Source organism: Microcoleus sp. K4-B3 (genome assembly GCF_036704615.1).
GTDB lineage: Bacteria > Cyanobacteriota > Cyanobacteriia > Cyanobacteriales > Microcoleaceae > Microcoleus.
This window is the reverse complement of sequence record NZ_JAUBSF010000008.1, coordinates 43,865-69,075: the sequence shown is the minus strand read 5'-3', so window position 1 is coordinate 69,075 and position 25,211 is coordinate 43,865. Positions and strand designations below refer to the sequence as shown.

General features: G+C 46.7%; 15 protein-coding genes. 5 read left to right on the top strand and 10 right to left on the bottom strand.

The annotated features are described in order from the left end of the window. Positions 1 to 56: 56 nt before the first annotated feature. Together QUA78_RS06405 and QUA78_RS06400 are read right to left on the bottom strand one after the other, a co-directional pair. A complete protein-coding gene (locus tag QUA78_RS06405; protein WP_333302613.1) occupies positions 57 to 2,039 on the bottom strand; it encodes an efflux RND transporter periplasmic adaptor subunit in 1,983 nt (660 codons plus the stop codon). A 428-nt stretch (positions 2,040 to 2,467) separates the two neighbouring features. Continuing rightward, complete coding sequence (locus QUA78_RS06400; RefSeq protein ID WP_333302615.1) at positions 2,468 to 2,917, bottom strand: hypothetical protein; 450 nt, start codon at positions 2,915 to 2,917, stop codon at positions 2,468 to 2,470. 453 nt (positions 2,918 to 3,370) lie between these two features. Here QUA78_RS06400 and QUA78_RS06395 point away from each other — a divergent pair, with 453 nt between their 5' ends. Together QUA78_RS06395 and QUA78_RS06390 are read left to right on the top strand one after the other, a co-directional pair. After that, a complete protein-coding gene (locus tag QUA78_RS06395) occupies positions 3,371 to 4,567 on the top strand; it encodes a sensor histidine kinase (protein ID WP_333302617.1) in 1,197 nt (398 codons plus the stop codon). A gap of 220 nt (positions 4,568 to 4,787) precedes the next feature. Beyond that, positions 4,788 to 5,426, top strand: a complete 639-nt coding sequence (locus tag QUA78_RS06390) for a response regulator transcription factor (RefSeq protein ID WP_333302619.1) — start codon at positions 4,788 to 4,790, stop codon at positions 5,424 to 5,426. 464 nt (positions 5,427 to 5,890) lie between these two features. Here QUA78_RS06390 and QUA78_RS06385 read toward each other — a convergent pair whose 3' ends face one another. From QUA78_RS06385 to QUA78_RS06350, 8 genes are all read right to left on the bottom strand, one after another. Next, positions 5,891 to 6,082: a hypothetical protein gene (locus QUA78_RS06385; RefSeq protein ID WP_333302620.1), complete on the bottom strand. Its 192-nt coding sequence runs from the start codon at positions 6,080 to 6,082 to the stop codon at positions 5,891 to 5,893. Between the two features lie 222 nt (positions 6,083 to 6,304). Then, a complete protein-coding gene (locus QUA78_RS06380) occupies positions 6,305 to 7,558 on the bottom strand; it encodes a glycosyltransferase (protein WP_333302622.1) in 1,254 nt (417 codons plus the stop codon). Positions 7,559 to 7,790: 232 nt separating this feature from the next. Continuing rightward, complete coding sequence (locus QUA78_RS06375; RefSeq protein ID WP_333302624.1) at positions 7,791 to 10,181, bottom strand: glycosyltransferase; 2,391 nt, start codon at positions 10,179 to 10,181, stop codon at positions 7,791 to 7,793. Between the two features lie 19 nt (positions 10,182 to 10,200). Beyond that, entirely contained in the window at positions 10,201 to 11,073 is an 873-nt protein-coding gene (locus QUA78_RS06370) for a glycosyltransferase family 10 domain-containing protein (protein WP_333302626.1), read from the bottom strand. 274 nt (positions 11,074 to 11,347) lie between these two features. Beyond that, positions 11,348 to 11,971: a precorrin-8X methylmutase gene (locus QUA78_RS06365; protein ID WP_172191877.1), complete on the bottom strand. Its 624-nt coding sequence runs from the start codon at positions 11,969 to 11,971 to the stop codon at positions 11,348 to 11,350. Positions 11,972 to 12,156: 185 nt separating this feature from the next. Next, positions 12,157 to 12,963: a TPM domain-containing protein gene (locus QUA78_RS06360; protein ID WP_333398671.1), complete on the bottom strand. Its 807-nt coding sequence runs from the start codon at positions 12,961 to 12,963 to the stop codon at positions 12,157 to 12,159. Positions 12,964 to 13,268: 305 nt separating this feature from the next. Next, a complete protein-coding gene (locus QUA78_RS06355; RefSeq protein WP_333304936.1) occupies positions 13,269 to 18,740 on the bottom strand; it encodes a WD40 domain-containing protein in 5,472 nt (1,823 codons plus the stop codon). A 680-nt stretch (positions 18,741 to 19,420) separates the two neighbouring features. Next, on the bottom strand, positions 19,421 to 20,752 hold the full coding sequence (locus QUA78_RS06350; RefSeq protein ID WP_333304934.1) for an ATP-binding protein: 1,332 nt from the start codon (positions 20,750 to 20,752) through the stop codon (positions 19,421 to 19,423). 337 nt (positions 20,753 to 21,089) lie between these two features. Between QUA78_RS06350 and QUA78_RS06345 the strand changes: the two genes are divergently transcribed. The 3 genes from QUA78_RS06345 (at position 21,090) to ftsZ (ending at position 25,106) form a co-directional block, all read left to right on the top strand. Next, on the top strand, positions 21,090 to 21,992 hold the full coding sequence (locus tag QUA78_RS06345; RefSeq protein WP_333304932.1) for an FtsQ-type POTRA domain-containing protein: 903 nt from the start codon (positions 21,090 to 21,092) through the stop codon (positions 21,990 to 21,992). A gap of 522 nt (positions 21,993 to 22,514) precedes the next feature. Further along, the gene (locus QUA78_RS06340) at positions 22,515 to 23,711 is read left to right on the top strand and encodes a transposase (protein ID WP_333304930.1); all 1,197 of its coding nucleotides are present in this window, start codon (positions 22,515 to 22,517) and stop codon (positions 23,709 to 23,711) included. Between the two features lie 120 nt (positions 23,712 to 23,831). Further along, the gene (ftsZ, locus tag QUA78_RS06335; RefSeq protein WP_333304928.1) at positions 23,832 to 25,106 is read left to right on the top strand and encodes a cell division protein FtsZ; all 1,275 of its coding nucleotides are present in this window, start codon (positions 23,832 to 23,834) and stop codon (positions 25,104 to 25,106) included. Positions 25,107 to 25,211 lie beyond the last annotated feature (105 nt).

Sequence of the window (25,211 nt, the reverse complement as noted above, 5' to 3'; positions counted from 1 at the left end):
CTCCAGCCTGGTAACGAGTACACCGCCAGATAGAAGAATTGAGAAGAACGATCGCCCTAGGGATTCTTGCGCGATTTCCATGACTGATTTCCCGATGAATTAGAGTCGCCGCCAGATTTTACATTAGTTTCTTTTGCTCCAGATGTGTCTGAATTATTATTGCCTTTAGTGCTATCTGAATTATCTTTAGCATCCGCTGCGGTTTTAATGCGAATCTTGCTACCATCAACCAGATTTGCTTGTCCGTCGGTGACAACTTCATCACCCGCATCCAGACCTTTTTGGATGACTGTTAAGCCGTTGATTGTATTGCTGACAACTACAGGCACATTTTCCACTGTATCGTCTTCTTGGGCGACAAACACGAATTGTCCGTTCGGCCCTGTCTGTACAGCTTGTGAGGGAACAACAATCGCATTTGGTTGTTGACTTAATGTTAGAGTTGTGTTAACAAATTGACCGGGGAAAAGTTTGCCATCTGCGTTATTAAAGTCGCCAATCAGTTGAATTGAGCCTGTGGCATTGTCAACCGTATTGTTCACAAATGACAAGGTTCCCGATATCGGACGATTGTTTCCGGCAAAGGTGACATCAACTTTAAGTTTGCCGTTGTCCGCGTATTTTTGGATTTGTGGGAGGTTGGATTCAGGAACGGAAAAGGCAACTTGAATGGGATTAATTGTGGAGATTGTCACCAAGGGTTTGTCGGTGCTTGGTTGCACCACATTGCCGATTGTCACCAGAATATTTCCGGCACGCCCGTCGATCGGCGCATAGACCTTGGTATAGGATGATTGCACCTGAGCATTTTTCAAGGCACCGCCGTCTGCACTCAACCCAGCTTGAGAACCCTCGATCGCAGCCCGATCGCCCTCCACGACAGCCCGAGCGTTCTCAATCCCCACGAGATCGCTTTTCACCGCCGTCTGAGCATTCTCAATCCCCACGAGATCGCTTTTCAGCGCCGTCTCAGCATTGGCGATCGCCACTTCATCACCTCTGACGACTGCCTCAGCATTGGCGATCCCGATGCGATCGCTCTTTACCGCAGTTTCAGCATTGGCGATCGCTTGCTGGTCAAGATCGACCGTTGCTGCGGTGGCTCGGCTGCTGGTAGCGTATTGCTGGGCTTGATCTTGACTGATTACTCCTTGTTTGTAGAGCTCGGCGTACCGTTGACTTTGTGCTTCGGCATATTGTGCTTGAGCTCGATCCTTGGTCAAGGTGGCGATCGCTTGCTTGACTGCGCCTTGGTCTTTTTCCAGGGTCATTCTGGCTTGTTCGACGACTCCTTTGTCTTTAGCAAGAGTCATTCTGGCTTGTTCGACGACTCCTTTGTCTTTTTCCAGGGTCGCTTTGGCTTGCTCGACAATTCCTCGGTCTTTGTCCAGGGTTGCTCTGGCTTGTTCGACAACTCCTCGGTCTTTAGAAAGGTTGGCTGTGGCTTGTTGCACCTGTGCTTGGCTTTTTGCTACGATTCCTTGAGCTTGCTGGATCGAGGCAGTTTGAGAGCGATCGTCGATCGAAAACAGCAGTTGTCCTTTCTTAACTTCTTGTCCTTTCTTGAAATAAACTCCTGTAATCCGCCCGCTAGCTTGTGGTGTCACCGATACAGTAGAACTCGATTGCACGTTGCCGATCGCTTGCAACTGTATCGGAACCGTTTTTTTCGTCACTGTTGCCACTGTCACCGGAGTCACTTGGAGTCTACCGCTGCGGCTCGGTTTTTCCGCTTTAGGAGCGGTCGATCGCTGCCAAACCACAAATCCCAACCCACCCACCAGCAGCAACCCCAGCAGAAACAGCGCAATCCGCCCTTTCGCCAGCACCTTTTCCGTCGGTTGTTTGGCTGCAACACTTTCCGCCGGTTCGCTCTCCGGCAATGTTGGAGCTTCCTGAAAAACTTCACGGAGAGCGTCTTTTGGAGTTTCACTAACAATTTCTACGTTGTGCGTCGGTTGCTCGTTCAGCTTCAGATTTTCGTCAGAAACTTTAGGGCGAGTGCCATTCCGACTTTCACTAATAATTTCCTCGATCATCACAAACCTCCTTTGTAACTAACATCTTGCACTATTCTCAAAAACAGGCTTTCCGGCCTGTTCTACAGGAGATAAATTTTCTTGTGGAACAGGCCGGAAATCCTGTTCATAAAAGGCTTATTGATGGTGCAAAAGGTGAGCAACATCTCATATCAAATCCGTTAGCATCGGAATAGTAAATTCGAGTTCACTGTTCACGGCGTCAACTGTTCACGGCGTCAACAGTCAACAGTCAACAGTCAACAGTCAACATCATTCCGGTGTTACCGGAAATGATATCAGTTGTAACTAACATCTTGTATCATTTATCATTTTCAAGAACAGGCAAGATGCCTGTTCCACAACACATCAATTTTCTTGTGGAGTAGGCCGGAGAACCCGCGCAAGTCCTGTATCAGTTTCGCACTGCAAGTTGCCCAATCAGAACGTTATTGCGAACTTGTTTGAGACTGCTTTTGCCCCCGAGGATAAGCAGTCTTGAGAATTTCTTTAATTTTTGTCTTTTGTTCGGCGGTGAGATTTAGCTCGGACAAAGCTTTCCGCATTTTTTCACCTCCCTTGACTTTAGTTTCCAACTGTTGTACCTGCTCGGGCGTCAACACCGCTTCGACTTGTTTGCGAAGTTCCTCGCGTTTCTGTGCGCGTTCTGCATCCGTTGCCTTCGGTTGCGCTGAACTTGGAGTTGCAGTCGCCGCGACAGGTTGAGCAGTTTGAGTGGAAACTGAATCCGCCTTCGCTTGGTCGGAACTTACTGGATTGGTCGCCGTCGTCTCAGGTAGGGTAGGTTCGGAAGCATTGGATTGCGTACAAGCAGACAAACCGCCTACCAAAAGTGCACCGACGAGGAGAAATGCTGGTGCGATCGTTGTTTTTTTCATGATTTACTGCCTCTAATTAACCTTCACCACCAAATCTTATAGGCTAAAATCAGCCAGCGCATGACCCAAGACTCCTAACTTGACCAGTCAAAAAGCACTTTGCGGTTGTGACTTTTTTCCTAGTCCCAAATGCCAAAATCACCCGAAAAGGCTCTAGCGCGATCGTTGGCAGATTCGCTAAGATGCTACACATAACTTGTCTGTTATGGCAAAAAGGGAGCGCGGGAAGAGCGGGAGAGTGGGAGAGCGGGAGAGTGGGAGAGTGGGAGAGTGGGAGAATTGCTCAATGACCAATTCCCTCAACATTCATCCGTTAAATCCCGATTCACTGCGCGTTGCCGAACTTCCTTCTGAACATAAGGGGGTAACGTGTTTTTTGACTCCAAGATACCTTCTACAATTAGGTCAGCGACCTTGCTTGAATCGCTCCAGCTTTTGATGGGGAAAAGTTCTATGATTCGCTTGACCTATCCGTCCTTTCGTTTGTTGCTTTATTTGGAGTGGCTGCTGCTGGCGACGGCAGCCTTGATGGAAGTGCTGCATCCGTTTCAGTCGCTCTGGTCGCTGCTGTTACGGGTTGGCGCGATCGCACTTTTCGGCGCGATTGGGTTGCGTTTGCCAACAGTTCGGTTAGGTAGAAAAGTTTTATTTACAGCCCTAGAATTTGGCTTGATTTTGCTGCCAATTGTTCAGGAAGGGTTATCTAGCCGATCGAGCTTTTTGCTTTTTCTCGTGCTGCTGATGCGTAGTTGTCTGATCTTCCGCCAGCCGGGGCAGGTGACAGTCTTGGGTTTAGCCCTGCTGTCCTATAGCTCGCTACTGTTATTAAAACCTATTTTACCTGAAAAAGTCATTGCAACTGTTTGGGAATGGCGATTTAGCAATGTGTTATTATTTGGCTTGACATTAGTGTTCGCTTTATTGTTAATTAATGCGTTGATTGCGGAACGCCAAAGCCGAGAGCAATTAGAAATCGCTCACGATAAATTAGCCGTAACTCACGAACAACTCCGCCATTATGCACTGCGAATTGAAGACCAGGCAACTTTGCAGGAACGCAATCGGATTGCCCGCGAAATCCATGACGGACTCGGACACACCCTTGCGGCTCAAACCATTCAGCTCAATAATGCCCTATTGTTTTGGAAATCGGAGGATGAGAAAGCGCTGGCGTTTCTGAAACAGGCGAAACAACTCGGATCGGAAGCTTTGTTAGAAATTCGCAAATCTGTTTCGGTGTTGCGATCGAATCCTTTGCAAGGATTGTCCCTCGAAAGTGCGATAGACAAACTTCTCCAAGACTTTCAGCGCATGACTGCGATCGAAGTTTCCAACTCGATTCGCTTACCAGTTCTACTATCTCAGGAAATCAATACAACACTTTACAGAATTGTGCAAGAATCGCTCACAAATATTCACAAACACGCTGATGCAAAGGTGGTGACAGTTGGGTTGCAGCAACACGCAGGACAGATTTATTTGTCGGTTGCTGACAACGGCAAAGGCTTCGACCCTGCACAAAATACCACTGGATTCGGACTCCAGGGAATGCGCGAACGAGTGGCCGCTGTCGGCGGTCAATTTGCGATTTACAGCAAGTCTGAAAACGGTTGCCGGATTTCGGTTTCTTTGCCCTCTCAAAACATATAGGACTCAGCGGTTGAAACCGCATATATACAACAAACTTTCGTTCCTCTCTAAAAGAATGAATAAATGATAAGGCAGTGCGGTTCTTTTCCCACGCTAATTGATGCGAGGATTGTGATATAGCGGTTCTCAAAAAAGTGAGGTATGCCCTATGCCCTATGCCCTATGCCCTATGCCCTATGCCCTATGCCCATGAGTACCTCATCTTTCTGAGAAAGGCTATATGATTCGGATTTTGCTAGTGGACGATCGGCATATTATTCGCCGGGGAATCAAGAGTATCCTGGAATGCTATTCTGATATGCAGGTAATTGGTGAAGCTGAAAACGGACAGGAGGCGATCGCCCAAATTCCCATCCTACAGCCCGACATTGTGCTGATGGATATTCGGATGCCCGTGATGGATGGCGTAGCAGCAACCGGGGCGATCGCCAAATCTTATCCCGATACAAAAGTGCTGGTTTTAACCACATTTGATGACGATGAATATGTCAGCCAAGCAATGCGGCTGGGCGCAAAAGGCTACCTGCTCAAAGATACCGAACCCGAGGAACTTGCGTTAGCGATTCGCGCTGTTTATAAAGGACACACGCAACTCGGCCCCGGATTATTTGAGAAAGCCCTGATGACTCCTGCTGTAACCAATCCGACGGTTGTTTCTCCGCCAGAATTAGAGCAACTCACGCCCAGAGAATTAGAAGTATTGCGTTTAATAGCTTCAGGCGCGAACAACCGAGAGATTGCTCAAACCTTATTTTTGTCGGAAAACACGGTAAAGAACTATGTAACGAATATTTTGAGTAGGTTAAATTTGCGCGATCGAACTCAAGCCGCGCTGTTGGCTCATTCACTCTTCAATTAGGGACTTATTGATGCCTGAAAGTGGCAATCAAAGTCTTGCTGAGCGTAAGTTCTTTTAGGCGAAGTTTTCTTGGCTGTGTACTCTGCCACAAGAGCAGACTTCAAAGCGGCCTAATGATATGTCTCCAGAGGGATGAGGATTAAAACATAATCTTCATTAGACTTAGGAGGGAATTAACCTCTAAGCCTTATAAACCAAAAACAAAACCAGCCAGCAAGTTGAATTGGGGAAGCAAGCTGCTAGCTGGTCACAAAATTAGCCCGAATAAAGGTAGGCACTTTTGATCACCTGGTAAGTTGGCACTATGGAAGCAGTGCCAGGTATTGAAACGCCGCGAAGTGGCAGTTGTGGTAGAGAAGTTTATCCAAGCTAACAGAATCGTGTGCATTTGATGCACACTTTTGGTAATATTGGAGAATAAAAATGATTCTCAACCCAGAAATTGGCTCTTGATATCACAACTCCTATAAGAATCCAGGCATATTCAACCCGACATTAAACCCAAAAACTCCCAAGTTAACATCCCCACCAACTACAACTTCAAGTTCCTCATCCAGAAGTTCGCGACCAACAAGTTCGAGATCCTCTAAAGCGAGTTCACAACTACTTAACGGTGATGCTTGAGGTTCAGGGGTGGCGTTATGTTCTTTATTCATCGTAATTTTTTCCTCGTTTTTTTTGGCTCTCTTAACAGATATTAACATATTATAAAAAAAACGAGTATGAGTTTAGATTTTTATACCTGCACGCAGTCAGTTACCGTATTTTCCTTTGACGTATCGTAAAACAAAATGTTGTTTCGTACCCGTAGATCCCAAATTGCTCGTAATTTTGCCAGGTAAGCACTGCCGACCTTAATTCTAGGGGTTTTGCATAAGTCAATGCCTTACTGACGTTTTTGTTGATAAACTGCTTTCAATTAAATCGCAGGCGGTGATTAAACCCTGCTCCTGCTGGATTTTTTCACCAATTTCCTCTGCACGTCGTCTATACTCAGGAGTCAACACTTTTTCTTGAAGAATCTGTACCAATCCGGCTTCATTTAATTTGTGGGGATGTGCAGCAGCTCCCACACCCAGCAAGAGAACCTGCTTGGCATTGATAAATTGATCGTTCCCGTAAGGTTCTACCAGCATCGGACAGCCGTGACGCAACGCTCGCGCTGTCGTGCCTATGCCACCGTGGTGAATTACCGCAGCAGCACGGGCAAACAGCCAATCTTGAGGCAGAAATCCGGCGAACATCACCCTCGTGCGGTCAATGTCCGCAGGTAAATGGTCTTCACTAAAACCTGCCCAGCCGTGCTGGATGAGAATCGGTCGCCCTAAGTTGGCTGCGGCTCGCACATGAACTTCTACAACCTCACGGGGATTTTTGAGGGGTTGACTGCTGAATGCTAGCACCAAAGGCTCTTGGTCTTGCTGGAAAAATTCTTGCAACTGTTGAGACGGTTGCCAATTACTCCATGCCTGGTCTTCATAAAACCAGAATCCGGTCATATTGTAAGACAAAGCCGACTTTTCGCTGAAGAAGTGAGGGCTGATAGCTACAATAATCTGGTCGGCTTTCAAGGTATGTCTCCCTTCGCTCCAAGGACGAGGACGTTTCACAAGCCCTGCTTCCTCACGAAGCTTTTGCAGGTCTTCATCTAAGCGTTCCTCTAACGGAGTGGGCTGGTTAATTGTTGGTTTGGATATCTCTGTCAAAGGTTTTATTGACAAAACGCTCATAAAAGCCACAACCAAAGGAATGGCTGTTTTTTCACAAACCATTGCCGCCGGAAATGCCTGCATTGGATTAGAGATTAACAGGTCTGCATCTTGACAAGCTGCGAGAATATCTCGAAAACGACCGGGAATATCAAATTTCTGAAATTTTAGGAGCTTTTCTTGTAATGAAGATCCTTTAGGCGACCAGTGATCCCAGTCTTGAGAATATTTCTGTGCTTCTTCTTGCCCCATATCGCAACCGCAAGCAACGGCTTCGAGTCCGGCATTTACAGCATAGGAATGCATCGGTCGGCTAATTGCCATCCGAACTCTGTGCCCTCTCGCTTTCAGGGCTTGTCCCAATGCCACATAGGGCAGGTGGTCTCCTAGTGTACCAGAGCTAGTGATAACAATCGTTGCCATCTTGAATAAAAATAATATCTATTTTACTACATAGCAACATTTGTAATAAATTAAAAATGAATTCTGCATTCCCCCTCCTACACCTTTGAATTCTTCACCGCGTCTGCCTTGCGTATTTCTGCAATCTGATTGAGTTCTGCATTTTATCTGCTGCTCGCCCCTTTCTTAAACCCCTACCCTTGAAAGCGGACTAAGGAGGGATCTATACCTGCCATAACTTTTCAAATAACCTCTAATGGTTAGCATGCACAATTTCTAGTTGAGGTAATCCCCAACAGCGATAACCCATGTCTTTTGCCATCATTCCCAGCCCTTCGGTTTCGATGTATAGCTTATAACTAAAAGGTGGAAACATCAATCCTTCTCGATGCAGATCGGCTTTAATTAGCAACATAGTACCGCCAACTCCATCAATCTCAACAATTTCCCGATCTCGCAAATCGTTTAGATAAAATCTTCCTTCACTTTTTGGTGGTTGTAAAATACCATCTATAACGTAACCACTCCAATCTCTCGACTCAGCGCCCGGTTTAAATTTAAAAGTATTGAAATCGAATGTTTGACCTCCTGGCTCAACAACGCAATTCGGCACTACAATTTCTTTCCCTGTTCTCAGAAGCCTTTGAATAATATCTTCAGGATAATCAGACACATCTACATCTAACCAAAGCACCCATTCTTCATCTTGAAGAGACTGAGAAAGCAAGAAATTCCGGCTTTTTGCCAAAATAGAGCGGCGTTGAAATTGCAAGCTAGGTTCCCAACGAGGTTGGGTATGGTGAAAACTAAAATCTCGTTTGAATAAAGTATATCGAGCCAAATTCTGGTGAAATTGATTAGACTTTTCCTGTAGCCAATCAAAAGTTCCATCTGTACTATCGCTCTCCAATAATCCTAGCGAAATCTTGTCATGAGGATAGGTTAAACGCAACAAATTCTTTAAGTATTTGGGTAAAAACTCCCTAGCCTCTTTAACAGGAGTCAATATTAAAACTTTAGGGAATGCATTCGAGTCTAAAACCAATGGTGCTTGGCTAGGTTCAGCTACGAATGATGTCAAATTAGGTGCTGCTGCTGATACTTCAGCTACAGGTAGCAAAGTGGGTTGGGAAGTTACATTTACCTGTGGATAACATTCTATCGGCAATCGATCGCAAAGTTGGCTGATTATACTGTCATAATTGCTACCTTCAAATCTTTCGCTTGCCAATTGCCAGTGTTGTTCAAAATGCTCCGCATCAAACGTGTTGCGATTATGAATAACGTAAGCATAAAGTTGCGGACAGTCTAGCAGGGCTACTCGACAATGTTCGAGAATTTTTCCGGCTACGGGAGTATCCTCGCCTTGCCCCTGTTCTGGATAAGCTAGCACTCTAGATTTTAAACACAAAATCGACCCCTCCCAAATCCGACTCCGAGATATCGCCCACCGCCGACTAGAAGGCCACCACAACATCCAGCGTTGTAAAAAGCACGCCTCAGCAGCTAATGCCAATAGTGCTGCCATTTGCACCTCTAGACGTAAGGGGTCAGATAAATCATCGTCGTCCCATTGGCAGATATAAGTACCGCCAGCAGCCTGTACAGCCAGATTTCGCAATTCCCCTAAAGTTTTATTCTCTGATGGCAAATGCAGGTATTTGATCCGTGAGTCTTGCAAATGTTGGGTATATTCTGCTAAACCCTCATCTTCGCCATCGTCTATGATGACTAATTCTCGATTAGCATAAGTTTGGTTACTGAAGCATTGGATAGCACATTTCGCCTGTTCGACGCGATTTTTAGTGACCATCAGACAGGAAATGAGTGGCAGTTCAATCTCTGCACCAGACAGTGATTGATACAAGTTGTACTGGAAACTCGAATGCAGAACAACACGTCCTTTTTTCAATAATGAAAGTGGTAACTTTTTTATCCATTGTGCTGCCCTTGCTGCTATTTTATCTTTAAACCATGTCCCATGCCAGTGATGAATTGCAAAGGCTTCTTGTTCAAAAGTTTGGCGTAATTTTTGGTCATTTATTCTCCCTTCCCAGCAATCAAATTTTGTTACCGGATAAAGCAATTTTGCTGGTAATAGCTCGATTTCTGATGGTGCAGAGTATTCATTGTAGGCACGAGTTAAAGCAAATGGCCCCGTTGCATCCAAAGGTCCTGGTAAATAATAATTTAGAACTAAATACTGGAAAAAATACGACCAAAAAGGATGAGCAGGTTCAGAGGCGATAAAAGAAGGACAGACAATATGTTTGAAATTACGAAATTTAACTGGGGGTAAATCAACGTGAGCAGAAGGTTCTAGTCCCAATATTAAGCGATGTTCTTCTAATAGTTGGTCAACAGGTCGCAAACATTCAAAATCTAAATCGACATACAATCCGCCGTAATGATACATGATAAAATACCGAACCGCATCGACACGACAGATATTTTCTCTGTAGGCATCATAGATAGGTAAAAACCAGGAGTAATAATTTTCGATAAATTCGCGGTTATCTCGGTCAGTCCACAACCGATATTCCCAGCCAGGGTGATGTTCTTTCCAAGTTTGCTGGAAAGTGGCCATTTCTTGGGGGATAGATTCATTTTTCCAAGTCTGATGAATGATTTTAGGAATTGGCATATATCAACCTACTTAGTCTTTATTGAAGGAACTTACAAAGTTTAGAAAAAGCGCTATATCTATGCTGTTCAGCTTTTTCTATAAAATATTCACTAATCCCATTCTTTTTCCATGTCAAATATTGGTTATATTCAGCTTCATTTTTAGATAAAAAGGTTAAATATTCAGCCAGTTCATCCACACTAGAGAAATCATGCACGTTAATAAAGCTTTTAGGTGCTGGAGCATATTCATCAATATTTGGAGAGCCGAGGTAAACTGGAACAGACCCAACAATGAGTGGTTCAAAAATTTTTTCGGTGACATAATCCTGACAAATAGAGTTTTCAAAGGCTAAAGTAAATTTATATCGAGATATTATAGATAACTTGGTCTCTCGCCCTTTATCTTCTGTTAGAGTCTTGTTCCTCTGCCAGCGTCCGTAGGAGTCTATTTTTATTTTTTGCATTAATTTTAGTGCGAATTGTTCTCGGTTACTTTTATTAATGCCACTGGACATAAACATCACAGCTAGAGCCGATTCTGTTTTGGGATGAGGTAAAGTAGTTTGCATTTCCCGAACCGTTGCAGGATTAAAATAGGTATGCCATATTGTTGAGTCTTGACGGTAGGATATAGTGATGTCAAACTGACTCATAAACTCAATATCTTTGAGTAATGGTATTCTGTCCTCGCTTTCCATCGACCAAGCTACCCATTTTTGTTTAGGAGGTTTACGGATAACAGAGAGATCGAGCTTGGTTAAAAATGGCAGATAAAAGATCACAGCATCAGCTTCAGCAAAGCGGCAGAGATTAGTTGTCAGCTCGCAACACTGGATATTTTCTCCATCTAGAATTAGATCTTTTGTTCCCTTATGAGCGTTATAAAGGAGAATCAATTTTTGCATCATGTGTGCATCATTAAGTTGTTTTAATCTAATCGACCACAGGACAATAAGCCGACGTGAGTTCAATAGAACTAAAAAATGGCGGGAGTGTTCGATATCAATTATAGCGATCGTCTGGAGAATGCTCAGTTTTGCAAATCAATACATAGCAAGCTTTTTGTCTTTTTCAACCCGTCGAACTCACGTCGAACTCACGTTGCTCAGAGACAAATTCAGCCACTTTCTTACCACCCGATGTTTTACACCCACCCATCCGCGCCAGTAGCACACAAAATCATCAACTGTTTCCCTCTTGGCCGTAAGCCTGCCAAGCCAAATCGACCAGCCCGTTAACAATAGCCACAGCCACCACCGCAGAGCCCTTGCGGCCCTCAATCCGAATGTGAGGAACCATGGAATCGTGCAGCCGCGACTTCGCCACGTCAACCCCCACAAACCCAGAAGGAGTTCCAATTACCAAAGCCGGTCGAATTTCCTCAGATTCAATCAAATCTACGATCGCCGACAAAGCAGTTTGAGCCTGGCCCACCACAAAAATCCCTTCAGGATAGCGTCTTGCCAAAGTTTCAATCCCCCAAGCCGCCCGCGTCCTTTCCTTTTGGGGGCGCGTCAAAGCCTCCATCGAACAGTAAACCGGATTCGCAAAGGTACTTTGGATCAAGGGCGTAATGCCCACCTGCACCATCGGCACATCTACCACGATCGTAGTCCGAGCAGCCAAAGCTGCCGCCCCGGCTTGCAAAGCCTGATCGGAAAAACTAATTAAAGACTTGTACTCAAAATCAGCAGTCGCATAAATCACACGGCGGACTATTTCGTACTCCGCCGCTGAAAAACCGTGGTCGCCAATTTCGTTATCGATTAATCCCAGACTCTGGGCATCGCTTACGTGCCATTCCATTTGTTGGATAGCTGTCGCCTGTGAGTTGTCAGGTATCAGCTTACCAGCTTTTAGTCAATTCGTTGACTGATGACTGTTGACTGTTGACTGATGACTGTTGACTGATGACTGTTGACTGTTGACTGTTGACTGTTGACTGATGACTGATGACTTTTGACTGATGACTGGCAACTGACAAGTGACAACTAAGTTTCCGACGACGAAGAAGACTTACCCAGCACCGGAGTCAGGAATGCCACCAAAGCTCCGATCGCAAAACCGGACACATTGCGAACCACTGGCAACCAGTCAGAAGTCCGAGTCACCACCGGCCCAAGTCCGAAAGCAAAAAACAGAATGCCCCACAGCGGCGAAAAAATCAGCGCCCACTGCCAAGCCACAACCTGTCCCGGCTTCCGAGGCTGAGCCGCAAACCCGCAGATGACGCCGCCAACCACCGACGTAATTAACGTCAGAACCCACTGTTCCCTCGGCAAACCCGGAACCACGCGGCACCCGCCCTGACGCAAACAGCCTTCTATCGACTCCAAAGATTCAATAATCGCTCGATCTTCGCCATTGTCCCGCACAAAAAATTGATTACCGTAGCGGGTTTGCAGTTCCACCCAAAAAGTGCGGGGCAGCAGCGGATACAGCGAGTCGCCCACATTAAAATTGAGCAAATTTCCCCCTCGGGGGTCAGCAACTAGCAACACACTCTTGTTATCTAGTCCCCAATAACTTTTGACAGCCAAACCGGGCGTGCGATCGTACTGAGTCAGCACTCGCAGTTTCCAGCCGGTTTCGGCTTCAAAAGCCTTTAAATTTTTTGCCAAACCCTCTTCTTCAATATCCGTGAGGGCTTTAGCTAAATCAATGATCGGCGTCTGAGTTGACGGCAACAAATCGGGATTATTGAAAGCGTGGGCCGCAGGTGCGATCGTCCACACCGACAAAGCCAGAAAAAATGCGGCAGCAAAGGCTAGAAATTTTCGCGGGAAAAGCTGTGACATAGGAACTTATAATCCGGGTCTTAATTGTGAATGCTAGCTGGCGGTCTTAACCAAAGGATAAGAGAAAACTCATATTTCTTTACAATTATTTACTTTACAGGAAGGCGAGAGCAAGGGGAAGAGGAAAATAGTTTTGAGTTTTGAGTTTTGATACCAAACCCAGGCTTTTTAGCCCCTTGAGTCTTAAGCCCCTCTCAGCTAGGACGAAAGTTTGACTCTATGCAGCGGTGTCAACCGCCGAGTCTCATAAACAAGATTTCTAGCGGGAACACTGAACCAATTACCCACTACCGATTATCCATTACCTAAAATTGAGCTTTTGCCGCCACCCCCTCACAGAGGCGCCGATCGCGATCGCTGACATTCGGATTAGTTCTCAGATAATCGCCCACCCAGTCGCAGCCCCTCACCAGCAAATCGTCAAGATCCAAATTCCACAAAATCACCCGATTATCTCTGCCAGCAGAAGCGAGAACCTTGCCATCCGGGCTAAAACTGACGCTCATCACGCTGTCTTTATGTCCATTCAGAGTTTTGAGCAAAGTCCCGCTGCGACTCCACAGTTTCACCTTATGGTCATAACTGCCCGAAGCAACCAACAAACCATCCGGGCTAAAAGCAACGCTAGTCACGCTGTCGCTAGAACCCTTCAGCAGCGTCGCCACCAAAGTCCCGTCTACCTTCCACAATTTGACCGAATTGTCGTAACCAGCCGAAGCGAGCATTTTGCCATCAGGGCTAAAAGCAACCCCCAACACAAAACTGTTGTGAGCTCCTTCAAAAGTTCTCAGCAAACGACCGTCCCGATTCCAGAGTTTGACAGTACCGTCATCGCTTGCAGAAGCCAGCATCGAGCCGTCGGGACTGAAAGTCACCCCAGTCACCCAGCCTGTGTGTCCCGTCAAAGTCTTAATCAACCTGCCGTTTCTCGTCCACAGTTTCACAGTCTTGTCCTTGCTCGCCGAAGCGAGAATCTCGCTGTCGGGGCTAAAACTCACGCTCATCACGCTGTCGGCGTGGCCGTCGAGAGTCAACAGCACAGAAGGCGAACACGGGAACAGCGGAGCCGAAGGACAAGGCAGAATATTACTCATGCCATCTTCTTTCAAACTCCAGACTTTCACCGTTTTGTCGTAACTCCCAGAAGCAAGTACCTGGCCGTCGGGGCTGAAACTGACGCTGGCCACTCTCTGAGTGTGTCCTTCCAAGGTTTCCAGCAAAACTCCCGTGCGGCTCCAGAGTTTGATAGTTTTGTCCGTAGAAGCAGAAGCCAGCCTTTGGCCGTCGGGGCTGAAAGTAACGCTTTGCACCCGGTTTTGGTGTCCGTCGAGGGTTTTGAGCGGCACGTCATCGAGCCGCCACAGCCTGACAGTTTTGTCAAAACTTGCCGAAGCCAAGGTTTTGCCTTCCGGGCTAAAACTCACCTGAGTAACCCGATCGGCGTGTCCCTCAAAAGTTCTCAGCAGGCGACTCTCCGGTTTAATATTGCTAGCATCTGTTGGGCGTTTGTCGCCAACACCAGCAAGACTCCAGAGTTTGACAGTCCCGTCTGCACTTCCAGAAGCAAGTGTTTGACCGTCAGGGGAGAAACTGACACCAAATACCCATTTGCTGTGTCCCCGCAAAGTTGTTAGTAGTTCACCTTTATTTGCTTGTGTTGAATTTTGTGTTGCTGGGTGTTTTAGTGCAGCGATGCTCCAGATTTTCACCGTTTTGTCTTCACCCGCACTGGCGATCGTTTCACCGTCGGGGGAGAAACTGACGGTGTAAATTTTCGAGGGTTGTCTGTTGTCGCTGTGCCACAAATTAGCGAGCAACCTGCCGTCAGAACTCCACAGTTTCACACTACCGTCATCGCTCGCCACAGCGATTATTTGGCCGTCGCGGCTGAAGCTGAGCCAATTTACGGGAGCAAATTGTTCGATCGTTCGCAGCAGCGTGCCGTCGGTTTTCCAAAGTTTGATTGTTTTGTCTGTAGATGCACTGGCGATCGTTTGACCGTCAGGGCTAAAAGCAACGCTGGTAACGCTATTAGTATGCCCTTTGAAAGTTGCCAGCAAACTGCCGTCAGTTTGCCAAATTTTGACAGTTTTATCTAAACTTGCCGAGGCTATGGTTTTGTTGTCTGGACTGAACGCGACAGAGGAGACGCTGTTAGTGTGACCTTTAAAAGTTGCCAGCAAACTGCCGTCGCGCCGCCAAAGTTTGACGGTTTTATCTACACTGGAAGAAGCTATTGTTTCGCCGTCTGGACTGAAACTAAGACCCCAAACTACATCGCCGTGTCCCTCCAAGCGGTTGCGTTCTTTGACTCCATAAACAGCCTGCTGGAGGGCAGCAGAAATTAGAATTTCGGTGTCTTTGAGAGTATACATTTCTTGGGAGTGTTCGATGTGTCTCCACTTTTTACCAGCTCTCAAACTTTCCATCATGGCGTCAAATTTGTTGTTTGAGAAATAAAGTGCTTCAGAGGCTGCTGTGAGGGTACTGATTTCGGCTCGTTGAGTTTGAGCGACAGCTAGCTGTTTTTGACCCACTGCCCGCCACCAAAAGTTTACGGCGGCGATGGTGGAACTTGTTAGCAGCATGACGCCGATCACTGCTAATCCCAGCAGTTGTTTGAGAAAAGTATTGGCTCGGTAGAGCTGTGCTTGACTCATGTTTTTGTCGGCTTCTGCTTTGTGCAGTCTGGCTTCTAAGCCGAATCTTTGGCGGATCGGTCGCACTAAATAGTCGTGTACCAATTGATAGCGGTCTTCTGGGGCTTCCCGCAGCAGAAATAGCAAACCGTGACCGACTAAAATGTCTAAAATTAAGTCGAGGTTGTCGGTTTTCTTTTGTCGGCTTTCTGGATCTTTTGCGAACTGTCGCTGTAGGGAAATTCGGTTTCTGCCGATCGCCGATAATTCGGTTTCGCGGGCATCTGCTGGCTGCTGGTTTGTAACTAACGAGAGTTCGTGTTTGGTTTTTATCAGCCGAACGCCTCTTTCATCTGTCAGGGAAAACAATATTTTCCAAGCTGCGTCTTCGTTAACGGGCCCGCAGTCAGAGATGACTCTTTCGAGCGATCGCTTCACTAATTCCGCTTTGGGATTGTCCCCCAATTGCTGGTATTGTGCTAAACTGGTAATACCTTCTTCTTGTAGTTGCGCTCCCACTACCTGCAATTCGATCGGTCGCACTTCTTGCAGTTCGTCTGCTAAATCTTCCACGAAGGCATCGATCAGTGCCGGCTCTAAATAAAATTCCGCCCGTTCCGTTAAGTGTCCGATGACAGCCCGCGCGTCTTTGATAGAAAAACTCCGCAGTTGGTAGCGGATGCTTTTGTCGAGAATATTATTGTTAATAGCGTCAAGATTTGGGAAGCGATCGCAATCTAATAAGTAGTGCAAATAATCTTCGCGCAAGCAGAGAATTACCTTGACATAAGGCAAATTCAAAAATAAGCGCAAAAAATTATAAAAAAGTTGTCTTTGTGCCACAGAGGTCGAAACAAAGAAAAACTCTTCAAATTGATCGAAAATCAGAACAGTCAACAAATTATTGGTGGCATTCTCACGCAACTTATCTATAATAAAAGAAGAGACTTCCGAGCTGCGATCAGGAATAACCAAGCAACTTCTTTTGTGGATTTCCTGTACTCCTTTGGAGATTAATTTACTTTCCTCTTCGGCTTGTTTGTCGTACAATGCGCCGTTCAAAGCATTTTCTAACTCCACCAGCCAGTCAGTGTAAACTTTGACTACTACGGGCAATGTATCGCGCGCGCCCGGAGTAATATTTTTCAAAGCTGGTACTAAGCCGGCATTGACTAGAGAACTTTTCCCGACTCCGCTGGGCCCGTGAATAATAGTTAATTTATGGTCGTCCCTGCTAATTCTTTCTAGCAAGCTATTGATATCTGTTTGGCGCGAGTAAGCTGTCATTTCCGCTGCGATGGCGGCTTGATTTTGAGCTGATGGACCCGAAGGATTGACGGCTTGTCGCTGCTGTTGCAATTGGCTGGCTCCGATAAAAGCTCTAAATCCGTATTGATATTCGATCGACCGCTGGGTTTTTTTAATCCGAAACGCTTTAAGATACTCTCCCTGCTCGAAATAAACCGCTTGCAGTTCGGTCAAAATATCGATGTAAAGTCGGGGGTCGTACTTCGGCTCGCTTTGAGATTGAGCCAACTCCAAAGAATGAACCGCGGCTTCCCACTGACTTAGCTGCCGCAAACTTCGGGCTAGCAGTAAAAGATACGAACTTCTGTCGGATTTGGGATGTTGGATTTTAGATTTTGGATCGTTACTTGACTCGTTAGTGCCCACAATTTCTGGATAATTTCCCTCAAACCCCAATCTCAAATCTTCAATCAGCAATCTCAAATCATTAGGGGTTTGATCCAAAATTGCCAAAGCCAACTCGGCTAGCTGGCGGGCTTGACTCCACCTCGACTGTTGCAGGGCAACTTCAGCTAAAAAGCCGTAATCTTGAGCTAGTTGGCTGGGAGTACCGTAAGTAAAGTGCAACTGCAAAGAATTTTCAGCTAATGCTTGCAACTCTCCCCAAGCTTTCAGGCGCTGCAGCACTTCTCCGAGGTGTGCTGTCACCTCAGCTACCAATTCCGGACGTGAGGCAAGGGAGAAAGCGTTTCTAGATTGTTCGAGGCTAATCCAAGCTTGTTCCCAGTGCTGGCGGTTGGCTACCGGATTTCTGGCTGCTTGCAACCGATGACACAGGGCTATGTGAAACAGCACTATGCCTTCTCTCTCTAAATATAAAATGTTGGGGACAGGATTCGACAAGGAAGAGAAGGTTTCTGGGTTTTCGGAATCTTCCGAGTTTGCGAGTTCCCAGTTGCCGGTTTGCTGCTGCCAAAAGGCTAAACTTTCTTGGTAGTGAATTAAGGCAGTTTCGGTTTGGTCGCTGACATAGTAATCTCGACCGAGAACGAATTGCAGGCTGGCTTTGAGGGCGGGTTCTAATTCTTCACCGCGATTTTGTAAATCTCTTAAAGCTAATTCTAGTTCTCGGCGCGGCAAAGAGCCGATTGCCAAATCAAGGGTATTGCCCGGACTCAAGGGCGAATACGAGCGGAGATCTGATTGTCGTGCGTTTTGGGGTTGAGAGTGAAAGGTCAGAAAGCGTTCTCCGGGACTAATTTCGCGCTCTAGGGCGCGTTTTTCGCACTGCGTTTCCCAGGTTCCAAAACTAGCCAGGGCGCCGACGTTGCTGCTTCCGATTTCTTGATTGAGTTCGCCTACCTTAAATATAGTATCGGCCCGCCCAGCAAGGAAATTAATTAATTCGTCAACGGCCATTTCAAATTTAATTGTGGCGGCGGCCCAACTTTTAAAATCCGGGGCCAGACGAATCATTTTGGTCACGATGTCATCTGTTACCCACAAAATTACCGGGCAGGAAAAATTTTTGCGGAATTCGTCTCGCACTTGATTGGTAGAGGCCATCAGTTCGTCGATCGCTACTACTGTTTCTAAACCGAATACCATCAAAGCCGAGGCGGAACCGACAGGGGAAAACCCCTCCTGAAAAGTGCTTGCCAGCAGGGTAGTGTAGAGGGTTTTAACTGAAGCTGGCAGGACGAAATCTTGAATTGGAACTGGGGACACTTCTCGCAGCCGCTGCGCTATTTGCTGCCGTAACTGCTGGTAGTTGCAGCGCACCAAAATTAGCGAGAATTGCTGTTGAGACATTGTGATGGACCTTACCAGAGTTTTGAGCGATCGCTCGTTGTAGTTGGCAGTTTCTTGTACCTTAATTAGATCCGTCATGCGTGCACCTCTTTTGCCTAAATCAATTACCTAACCCTCGCCAATCGTGACAGAAAGCGTATTTATACAGAGATAAGCGTCTCTGCCAGCCGCTTTATCTCTGTATAAATACGTAGTTTTCCGTACTTCTCTTATCAATACTTACATAGTTATTAGAGCCAATGTAAAGATATCATACCTCTCAATCTCAGAGAATGCGAGACTTCCCAATAAAAATTTAAGCCCGCCTAAGAAATTTTTACTCAGCTACAGATAAATGACTGCAGGCTATAAATAGCTAACCGCTCAACTTATTATAATACCGACGACTAGCTATTAGTAAACAGCTCCGAGCTATCTGTAGCAGGCATTTAGCACAACAGCAGAAAAATGTCCTCCGGGATGGGAGTAGTTGAAATAAGCTCAACAGGTAAAAATAGAAATAGGGGGTCTGGCATTGCAGATATGAGAGTTGAGACTGGGGCAAGTCCTTGGTGGCGGCAAAGTTTTACGCGACAATAAAATTCGTGGCATATAGCTAGCATTCAACACAAATCAGCCAGCGGCAAAAACCGCTGGCTGATTTCTCTATTGGATTTTAGGAGTTCGGAGTTTTGAGCGGTGAATGTTAAGTTAAAGAGTTTCTAAGTCACTCGTGGCTAAGGGTTCTTAGAGTCGCGAAGCAATCTCAAAAATTCCAACTATTTTGGCTCAATGCGCTGCAGCCACTCCTTATATTTTCTGGTTTCTGCTAGGGCTGGATTGATGCCAAACCAGCGACCTTCTTGATCGCGGTATTCAAAGACAAACATACTTCGCAACAAGATTTGAGACTCTTCTTCGCCGGTTACACTTTGTCGGTTGACGACTTGAAACAGCAATTCCCATTCCATGTCATTGATGGCTCCCAAAAGGTCATCGCGATATTCTTGAATGACGCTTTCGAGACATTCGCGAGAGAAGGGAGGGTCTTCGTGCTGCAAACAGCTATACAAAAGCATCAGTAGATTGCGAACGTGACCGCCGCTAATCCGGCAAAGCCGATCTAAAGTTTCGGGAGAGTCAAAGACCTGGGAAATCAAATCGATGCGTTGATGGGGAGCAACTGCGGGGAAAGCTCTAGCTAATACTAGCTGCCGCAGCAGTGCCATTCCTTCAATGTGGTCGTCGCCCGATCGCATTTGCACCGGTACCATCGGCATCACCTTGGGCTTGACTCCAAATCGACTGGCGAGGCGGCCGAAGTCGTTGGAAAAAATCAAAGTCAAGGGAATCGTGTAGACGACATGGCAATTGAGTTTTTTTAACTGTTCGCCGCGGTCTAAAAACAGGTATTCTGGCTGGGTGCGTCCGCTGGGTTTGAGGGAGGCGTCGAGGCGGTCAAGGTTGTCAACGATGACTGCGAGCCCTTTTTTCCCTTGGTGCTTGAGTTCGGCGTTAGCTCTGTTGAGGAGTTCTTCGTTGATGGACTGCAAGATGCTGTTGGTGCGGGGTTCGAGATATTGCCTGAGTTGCGATCGCAGTTTGGGAGAGTCTTTAGTTTTAGCAGTAACTCTAGCAATGCCTACAGATAACTCGGCTTCCGCTGACAAATCTATGGGAGTCTGCAAAAATTCTGCCACTTCTGCAAACAGATTTGTAAAATAGCTCGGTCTGAGTTTGATTTTAGCTAATTCCATAGTTTCGCTAACTTGGCGCGCAATGCTCAGCAAAATATCGCTGATGTCTACATCACCCATGTCTAAGTCTTGGGAAGACTCGAAGTAGACGACGCAAAAACCCTCTTGCTCTAGCTCAGCTTTCAGTCGAAACAATTCCGTAGATTTGCCACACCCGATATGTCCTGTAAATAGCTGACAGGTTGGCTCGTTGGGGGAGATGCGGGTAATTGTTCGCTGTAAAGATTCAATGATTTTGCCGCCGCGCACGGAACCAAAATCTATGTAGTATTGATAATCTCCTGGGTCTCCCGCAACAAGGGTCTTGCTCGGGTTGCAGGCTTTATAGAATCTGTCTAATTCGAGTGCGATCACAATTGAGGCCGACTAAAAGTTAAAAAAGTTAATCGAAAGTCTAAACTTTCTTTGCTTGAGTTTAGTTTGATTTGTAACCTTTTGCCCTGTGGGGTAATGCCCTAAATACCCAAAGAACCTTTGTTTGCTAAGCGACTTTCCCGGCGCTGGAATTGTTAATTATTAATTAATAATTTTTAATTACATAGGGAGATCAGTGATATTACCGATCTTGGCAGGAGTCAAGGTAAATTTGCGGGGATCTGGTTAAATGGTAGGGGAGAACGGGGCTGCAGGAGAGAGCTTAAAAAGTTTTGAATTTGTGCTAATCCTTAATTATTAAATTCTCAAGAGGTAGATGGCTAGTTTTGGAGCGGTTTCTCAAACAGAGTTAGGGCGCAGGCGCCAAGAGTTGCGGCGGCTTCGTCGCGGTCGATTGGTGGCTGTGGTGTGGCAAATGTTGGCAGCGAGCTCAATGGCAGGGGGTTTGCTCTGGTGGATTGCGCAGCCGGCTTGGTTGATTGCCCGATCGGAACAAGTGAAGGTGGAGGGCAATCACTGGCTCTCGGACAAGGCGGTGCGGTCTTTGGTGCCGCTGTCTTACCCGCAGTCGCTGTGGGGGATTCAACCGCAGGCGCTGGCCCAAAAGCTGGAGTCAACGGGGCCGATCGCCAAAGCGAAGGTGACTCGTAACTTGTTTCCGCCGAGTTTGACTGTAGAAGTGGCAGAACGGCTGCCGGTGGCCGTAGCTCAGCCGACTGCGGTGTTGAGATCGAACAGCGACAAGGAAAAAGTGGGGTGGCTGGACGCTCGCGGAGGTTGGATGCCGTCGGAGAGCTATACTGCTGTGCGATCGCAGAATAGTTCGATCGGGCCCGGCAGCGCTCAGGGAACGCAGCCTCAGCGTTCTTTGCCAACTTTAAAAGTCATCGGACCTTTGGAACAGTATCGTGCCTCTTGGCCGCAGTTTTACCAAGGACTCAGCGGCTTGACGGTGAAAGTGTTTGAGATTAATTGGCAAGACCCGAACAACTTGATCTTGAAAACAGAGATCGGTACCGTACACTTAGGGCCGTATACTTCCAGGACTGCTTCGCAACTTAAGGTTTTAGACCGAATGCGACAATTGCCAAAACAGCTAGATTCAAGCAAAATAGCCTACATTGACTTGAAAAATCCTGCTTCGCCGATCGTCCATTTGCCAGAACCCCCCCCCAGTTTGGAGAGTTCCACTCCCGCACCCACTCGCGCCCAGAATTGATCGTCTGTCAACAGAAGGTAGAAGGTATCGATCGGACGGCAGAATTTTTAGCCATCAGGATCAATACGCACGGCTGGAAATAAGGACACTTTTTTGATATCGAGTCGGGAAAAAAAATCTGATTTTTCTTTCCATCCGGATGGGGGAGGCTAGTATCAACTTTTTTTCCTTCTGACGCAGCGTACAAGCGCCCGGATTGGGGTCAATCGAGGTCTCAGCTTTGCAAAGCCGGCAAAATCCGAGATTGCTAACATTGAGCATCGATCTGTGTGAGTTTTTCGCGCAACATAGCCTATAGTTGATCGTGAATTGGCGTTTAGTTAACAATTTCGCGCCCTCGTCCCTCACACTAATTTGGTACTCCCTATCGGTGGCGGGATATAAGGTAGTTATAAACGAAACGCCCTGCGATCGATATTTACTACAAGCAAGTGAGGGAATAAGGCTGTTAAGTATATCACAATTTCTCCAGTATTCTAAGAAAATTGTAAATTCTGTTAGAATTCGATGGGAGGTTGCACAATGCTCAGTTTGACGTACACATATCGAATTTATCCAGATGCCAGTCAAGAAGCCAGAATGCTTGCTTGGATGGAGATTTGTCGCAAAGTTTATAATTACGCTTTGCGAGAGCGAAAAGACTCGATAGCATCGCGTAAGTGTGCGTTCGACGCTTGCAGTATTCATTCTGAGTACATCATTCCATCTGACGCAGCGTATCCTGACTATTACAAACAACAGAACGCCCTGACAAGAGCGAAAAAAGTAAATCCCGAACTCAAAGAGGTTCAATCGCAAGTTTTACAAGATGCCTTGAAGCGACTCGATCGGGCTTTCAAGTTTATGAAAGAACGTGGTTTTGGGTTTCCTAGATTCAAAAAGTTAGGTTCGTATCGGTCGTTTACTTTCCCTCAGTTCAAAGACTATCCATTGATAGGAGTACAAATAAAGCTGCCTAAGATTGGAGCAGTGCCAATTAATTTGCACCGCCCCATCCCAGATGGGTTTGTCATTAAACAAGTGAGGGTAATCAACAAAGCATCAGGATGGTACACTCAATTGATTTTGCAGTGTGATGTCTCTGTTCCCGAGCTCATGCCTCATGGTTTGTCTATTGGCATCGATCTGGGATTGGAGAAATTCTTGGCTGTATCTAACGGTAAGTTACTCTCAAGACCACGTTTCTTTGTAGACTTGGAAAGCAAGCTTAAATGGCTGCAACGCAAGCTGAGAAACAAAACTAAGGGGTCTGCTAACTACCGCAAGATCCAACACAAAGTCTGCCTTCTGCACGAGCGCATTCATGATATCCGTAAAGAGTTTCATTTCAAAACAGCTCATGCTTTATGCGATTTGGGAGTTGGAATGATTTTTGCTGAGGAGTTGAATCTCAAAATGATGAGTCGCGGGATGCTAGCAAAACACTGTCTTGATGCTAGTTGGGGCGGATTCCTCGATATCCTATCTTGGGTTTGCTGGAAACGTGGCGTGTACTTTGCTAAAGTTGACCCGAATGGCACTAGCCAAACTTGTCCTCAGTGTTCCACTCATACAGGAAAGAAAAAGCTGTCCGATCGCATTCATGCTTGTCATGAGTGTGGATACACAACAGACCGCGATGTTGCTGCTGCAATGGTAGTAGAACAAAGGGGTCTTGCCGCTGCGGGACTCGCAGTCAAGTTGCCTGTGGAGGTATCGTTATCGGGGACTTCGGTCTAGATACGACCAATGAAGCAGGAATGCCCATCTGTGAATTTGGGAAGCCTACACGCTCATTTGGTACTCCAAATCGGTGTATGGAGGATGTCACCAAGCTGTAATCTACTATCCCCAACTGTAATGAAGCTTAATAATAGACAGGGGTCTGACCAAGACAGTCCCCCTTCGGAAGAAGTAAAAAATTTTCCGGTGGCGGCAGATTCCGCCAATCCCTTTAGACGCAAGTCTGGTTATGTAAATGTAGATAGTATTGATATCGATCCTATGGTCAATCCCAAAGACATAATGCCCAGCAGTGCTGCCAAAATCAAAGTAATTGGCGTCGGCGGTGGTGGGGGCAACGCCGTTAACCGGATGATTGCTAGCGAGGTTTCTGGTGTCGAGTTTTGGTGCGTGAATACAGATTCCCAAGCTCTGGTTCTCTCAAATGCTCCGAAACGCTTGCAAGTCGGACAGAAGTTGACGCGCGGTTTAGGCGCGGGGGGCAATCCGGCGATCGGCCAAAAGGCTGCTGAGGAATCTCGGGACGAAGTTGCTAATGCTCTGAATCACGCGGATTTGGTATTTATCACGGCCGGCATGGGCGGCGGTACGGGCACAGGCGCGGCTCCGATCGTGGCTGAGGTCGCTAAGGAAATGGGCGCCTTGACTGTGGGCATAGTGACGCGGCCTTTTACGTTTGAGGGACGGCGGCGCACCAGCCAAGCTGAGGAAGGGATTGCGGCTTTGCAAACCCGGGTGGATACGCTGATCGTGATTCCTAACGACAAGCTGCTGTCTGTGATTTCGGAACAAATGCCGGTACAAGAAGCTTTCCGAGTTGCTGACGATATCCTGCGCCAAGGGGTTCAGGGTATTTCTGACATTATTACTATTCCCGGTTTGGTGAATGTTGACTTTGCTGACGTGCGGGCAGTAATGGCGGATGCGGGTTCGGCTTTGATGGGCATCGGCGTGGGTTCTGGCAAGTCGCGGGCTAGGGAGGCTGCGATGCAGGCTATTTCTTCGCCTCTGCTGGAAGCTTCGTCTATTGAGGGCGCTAGAGGTGTGGTGTTTAACATCACTGGCGGTACTGACATGACGCTGCACGAGGTGAATGCAGCGGCGGAGACGATTTACGAGGTTGTCGATCCGAATGCCAATATTATTTTTGGAGCGGTGATTGACGAGCGGCTTCAGGGCGAAATTAAGATTACTGTGATCGCTACTGGTTTTTCGGGGGAAGTTCCGTCGCCTCCGACTCCGGGGCGGACGCAAAATGTTAATGCTCCTTGGCGGGCTGCAACTGTGCCGACGACTCCTGCTCAACAGACGCCCGATCCGAAAACGAAACCGCCGCAGGATTTGGGATTGGATATTCCTGAGTTTTTACGCAACCGTCGCCCGCCAAGATGATTTTAGATTTTAGATTTTAGATTTTGGATTTTGGATTTTGGATTGAATCTCCAATCTCCAATCTCCAATCTAAAAAATCGAAAATCTCCAATCTAGAAAAGCGAA

Excerpts from the sequence above, each read along its gene's own strand:
- QUA78_RS06400 (WP_333302615.1), bottom strand. The coding sequence starts at position 2,917 with ATGAAAAAAACAACGATCGCACCAGCATTTCTCCTCGTCGGTGCACTT.
- ftsZ (WP_333304928.1), top strand. The coding sequence starts at position 23,832 with ATGAAGCTTAATAATAGACAGGGGTCTGACCAAGACAGTCCCCCTTCG.
- QUA78_RS06375 (WP_333302624.1), bottom strand. The coding sequence starts at position 10,181 with ATGCCAATTCCTAAAATCATTCATCAGACTTGGAAAAATGAATCTATC.
- QUA78_RS06345 (WP_333304932.1), top strand. The coding sequence starts at position 21,090 with ATGGCTAGTTTTGGAGCGGTTTCTCAAACAGAGTTAGGGCGCAGGCGC.
- QUA78_RS06365 (WP_172191877.1), bottom strand. The coding sequence starts at position 11,971 with ATGGAATGGCACGTAAGCGATGCCCAGAGTCTGGGATTAATCGATAAC.
- QUA78_RS06390 (WP_333302619.1), top strand. The coding sequence starts at position 4,788 with ATGATTCGGATTTTGCTAGTGGACGATCGGCATATTATTCGCCGGGGA.
- QUA78_RS06395 (WP_333302617.1), top strand. The coding sequence starts at position 3,371 with ATGATTCGCTTGACCTATCCGTCCTTTCGTTTGTTGCTTTATTTGGAG.
- QUA78_RS06380 (WP_333302622.1), bottom strand. The coding sequence starts at position 7,558 with ATGGCAACGATTGTTATCACTAGCTCTGGTACACTAGGAGACCACCTG.
- QUA78_RS06405 (WP_333302613.1), bottom strand. The coding sequence starts at position 2,039 with ATGATCGAGGAAATTATTAGTGAAAGTCGGAATGGCACTCGCCCTAAA.
- QUA78_RS06340 (WP_333304930.1), top strand. The coding sequence starts at position 22,515 with ATGCTCAGTTTGACGTACACATATCGAATTTATCCAGATGCCAGTCAA.
- QUA78_RS06385 (WP_333302620.1), bottom strand. The coding sequence starts at position 6,082 with ATGAATAAAGAACATAACGCCACCCCTGAACCTCAAGCATCACCGTTA.
- QUA78_RS06360 (WP_333398671.1), bottom strand. The coding sequence starts at position 12,963 with ATGTCACAGCTTTTCCCGCGAAAATTTCTAGCCTTTGCTGCCGCATTT.
- QUA78_RS06355 (WP_333304936.1), bottom strand. The coding sequence starts at position 18,740 with ATGACGGATCTAATTAAGGTACAAGAAACTGCCAACTACAACGAGCGA.
- QUA78_RS06370 (WP_333302626.1), bottom strand. The coding sequence starts at position 11,073 with ATGATGCAAAAATTGATTCTCCTTTATAACGCTCATAAGGGAACAAAA.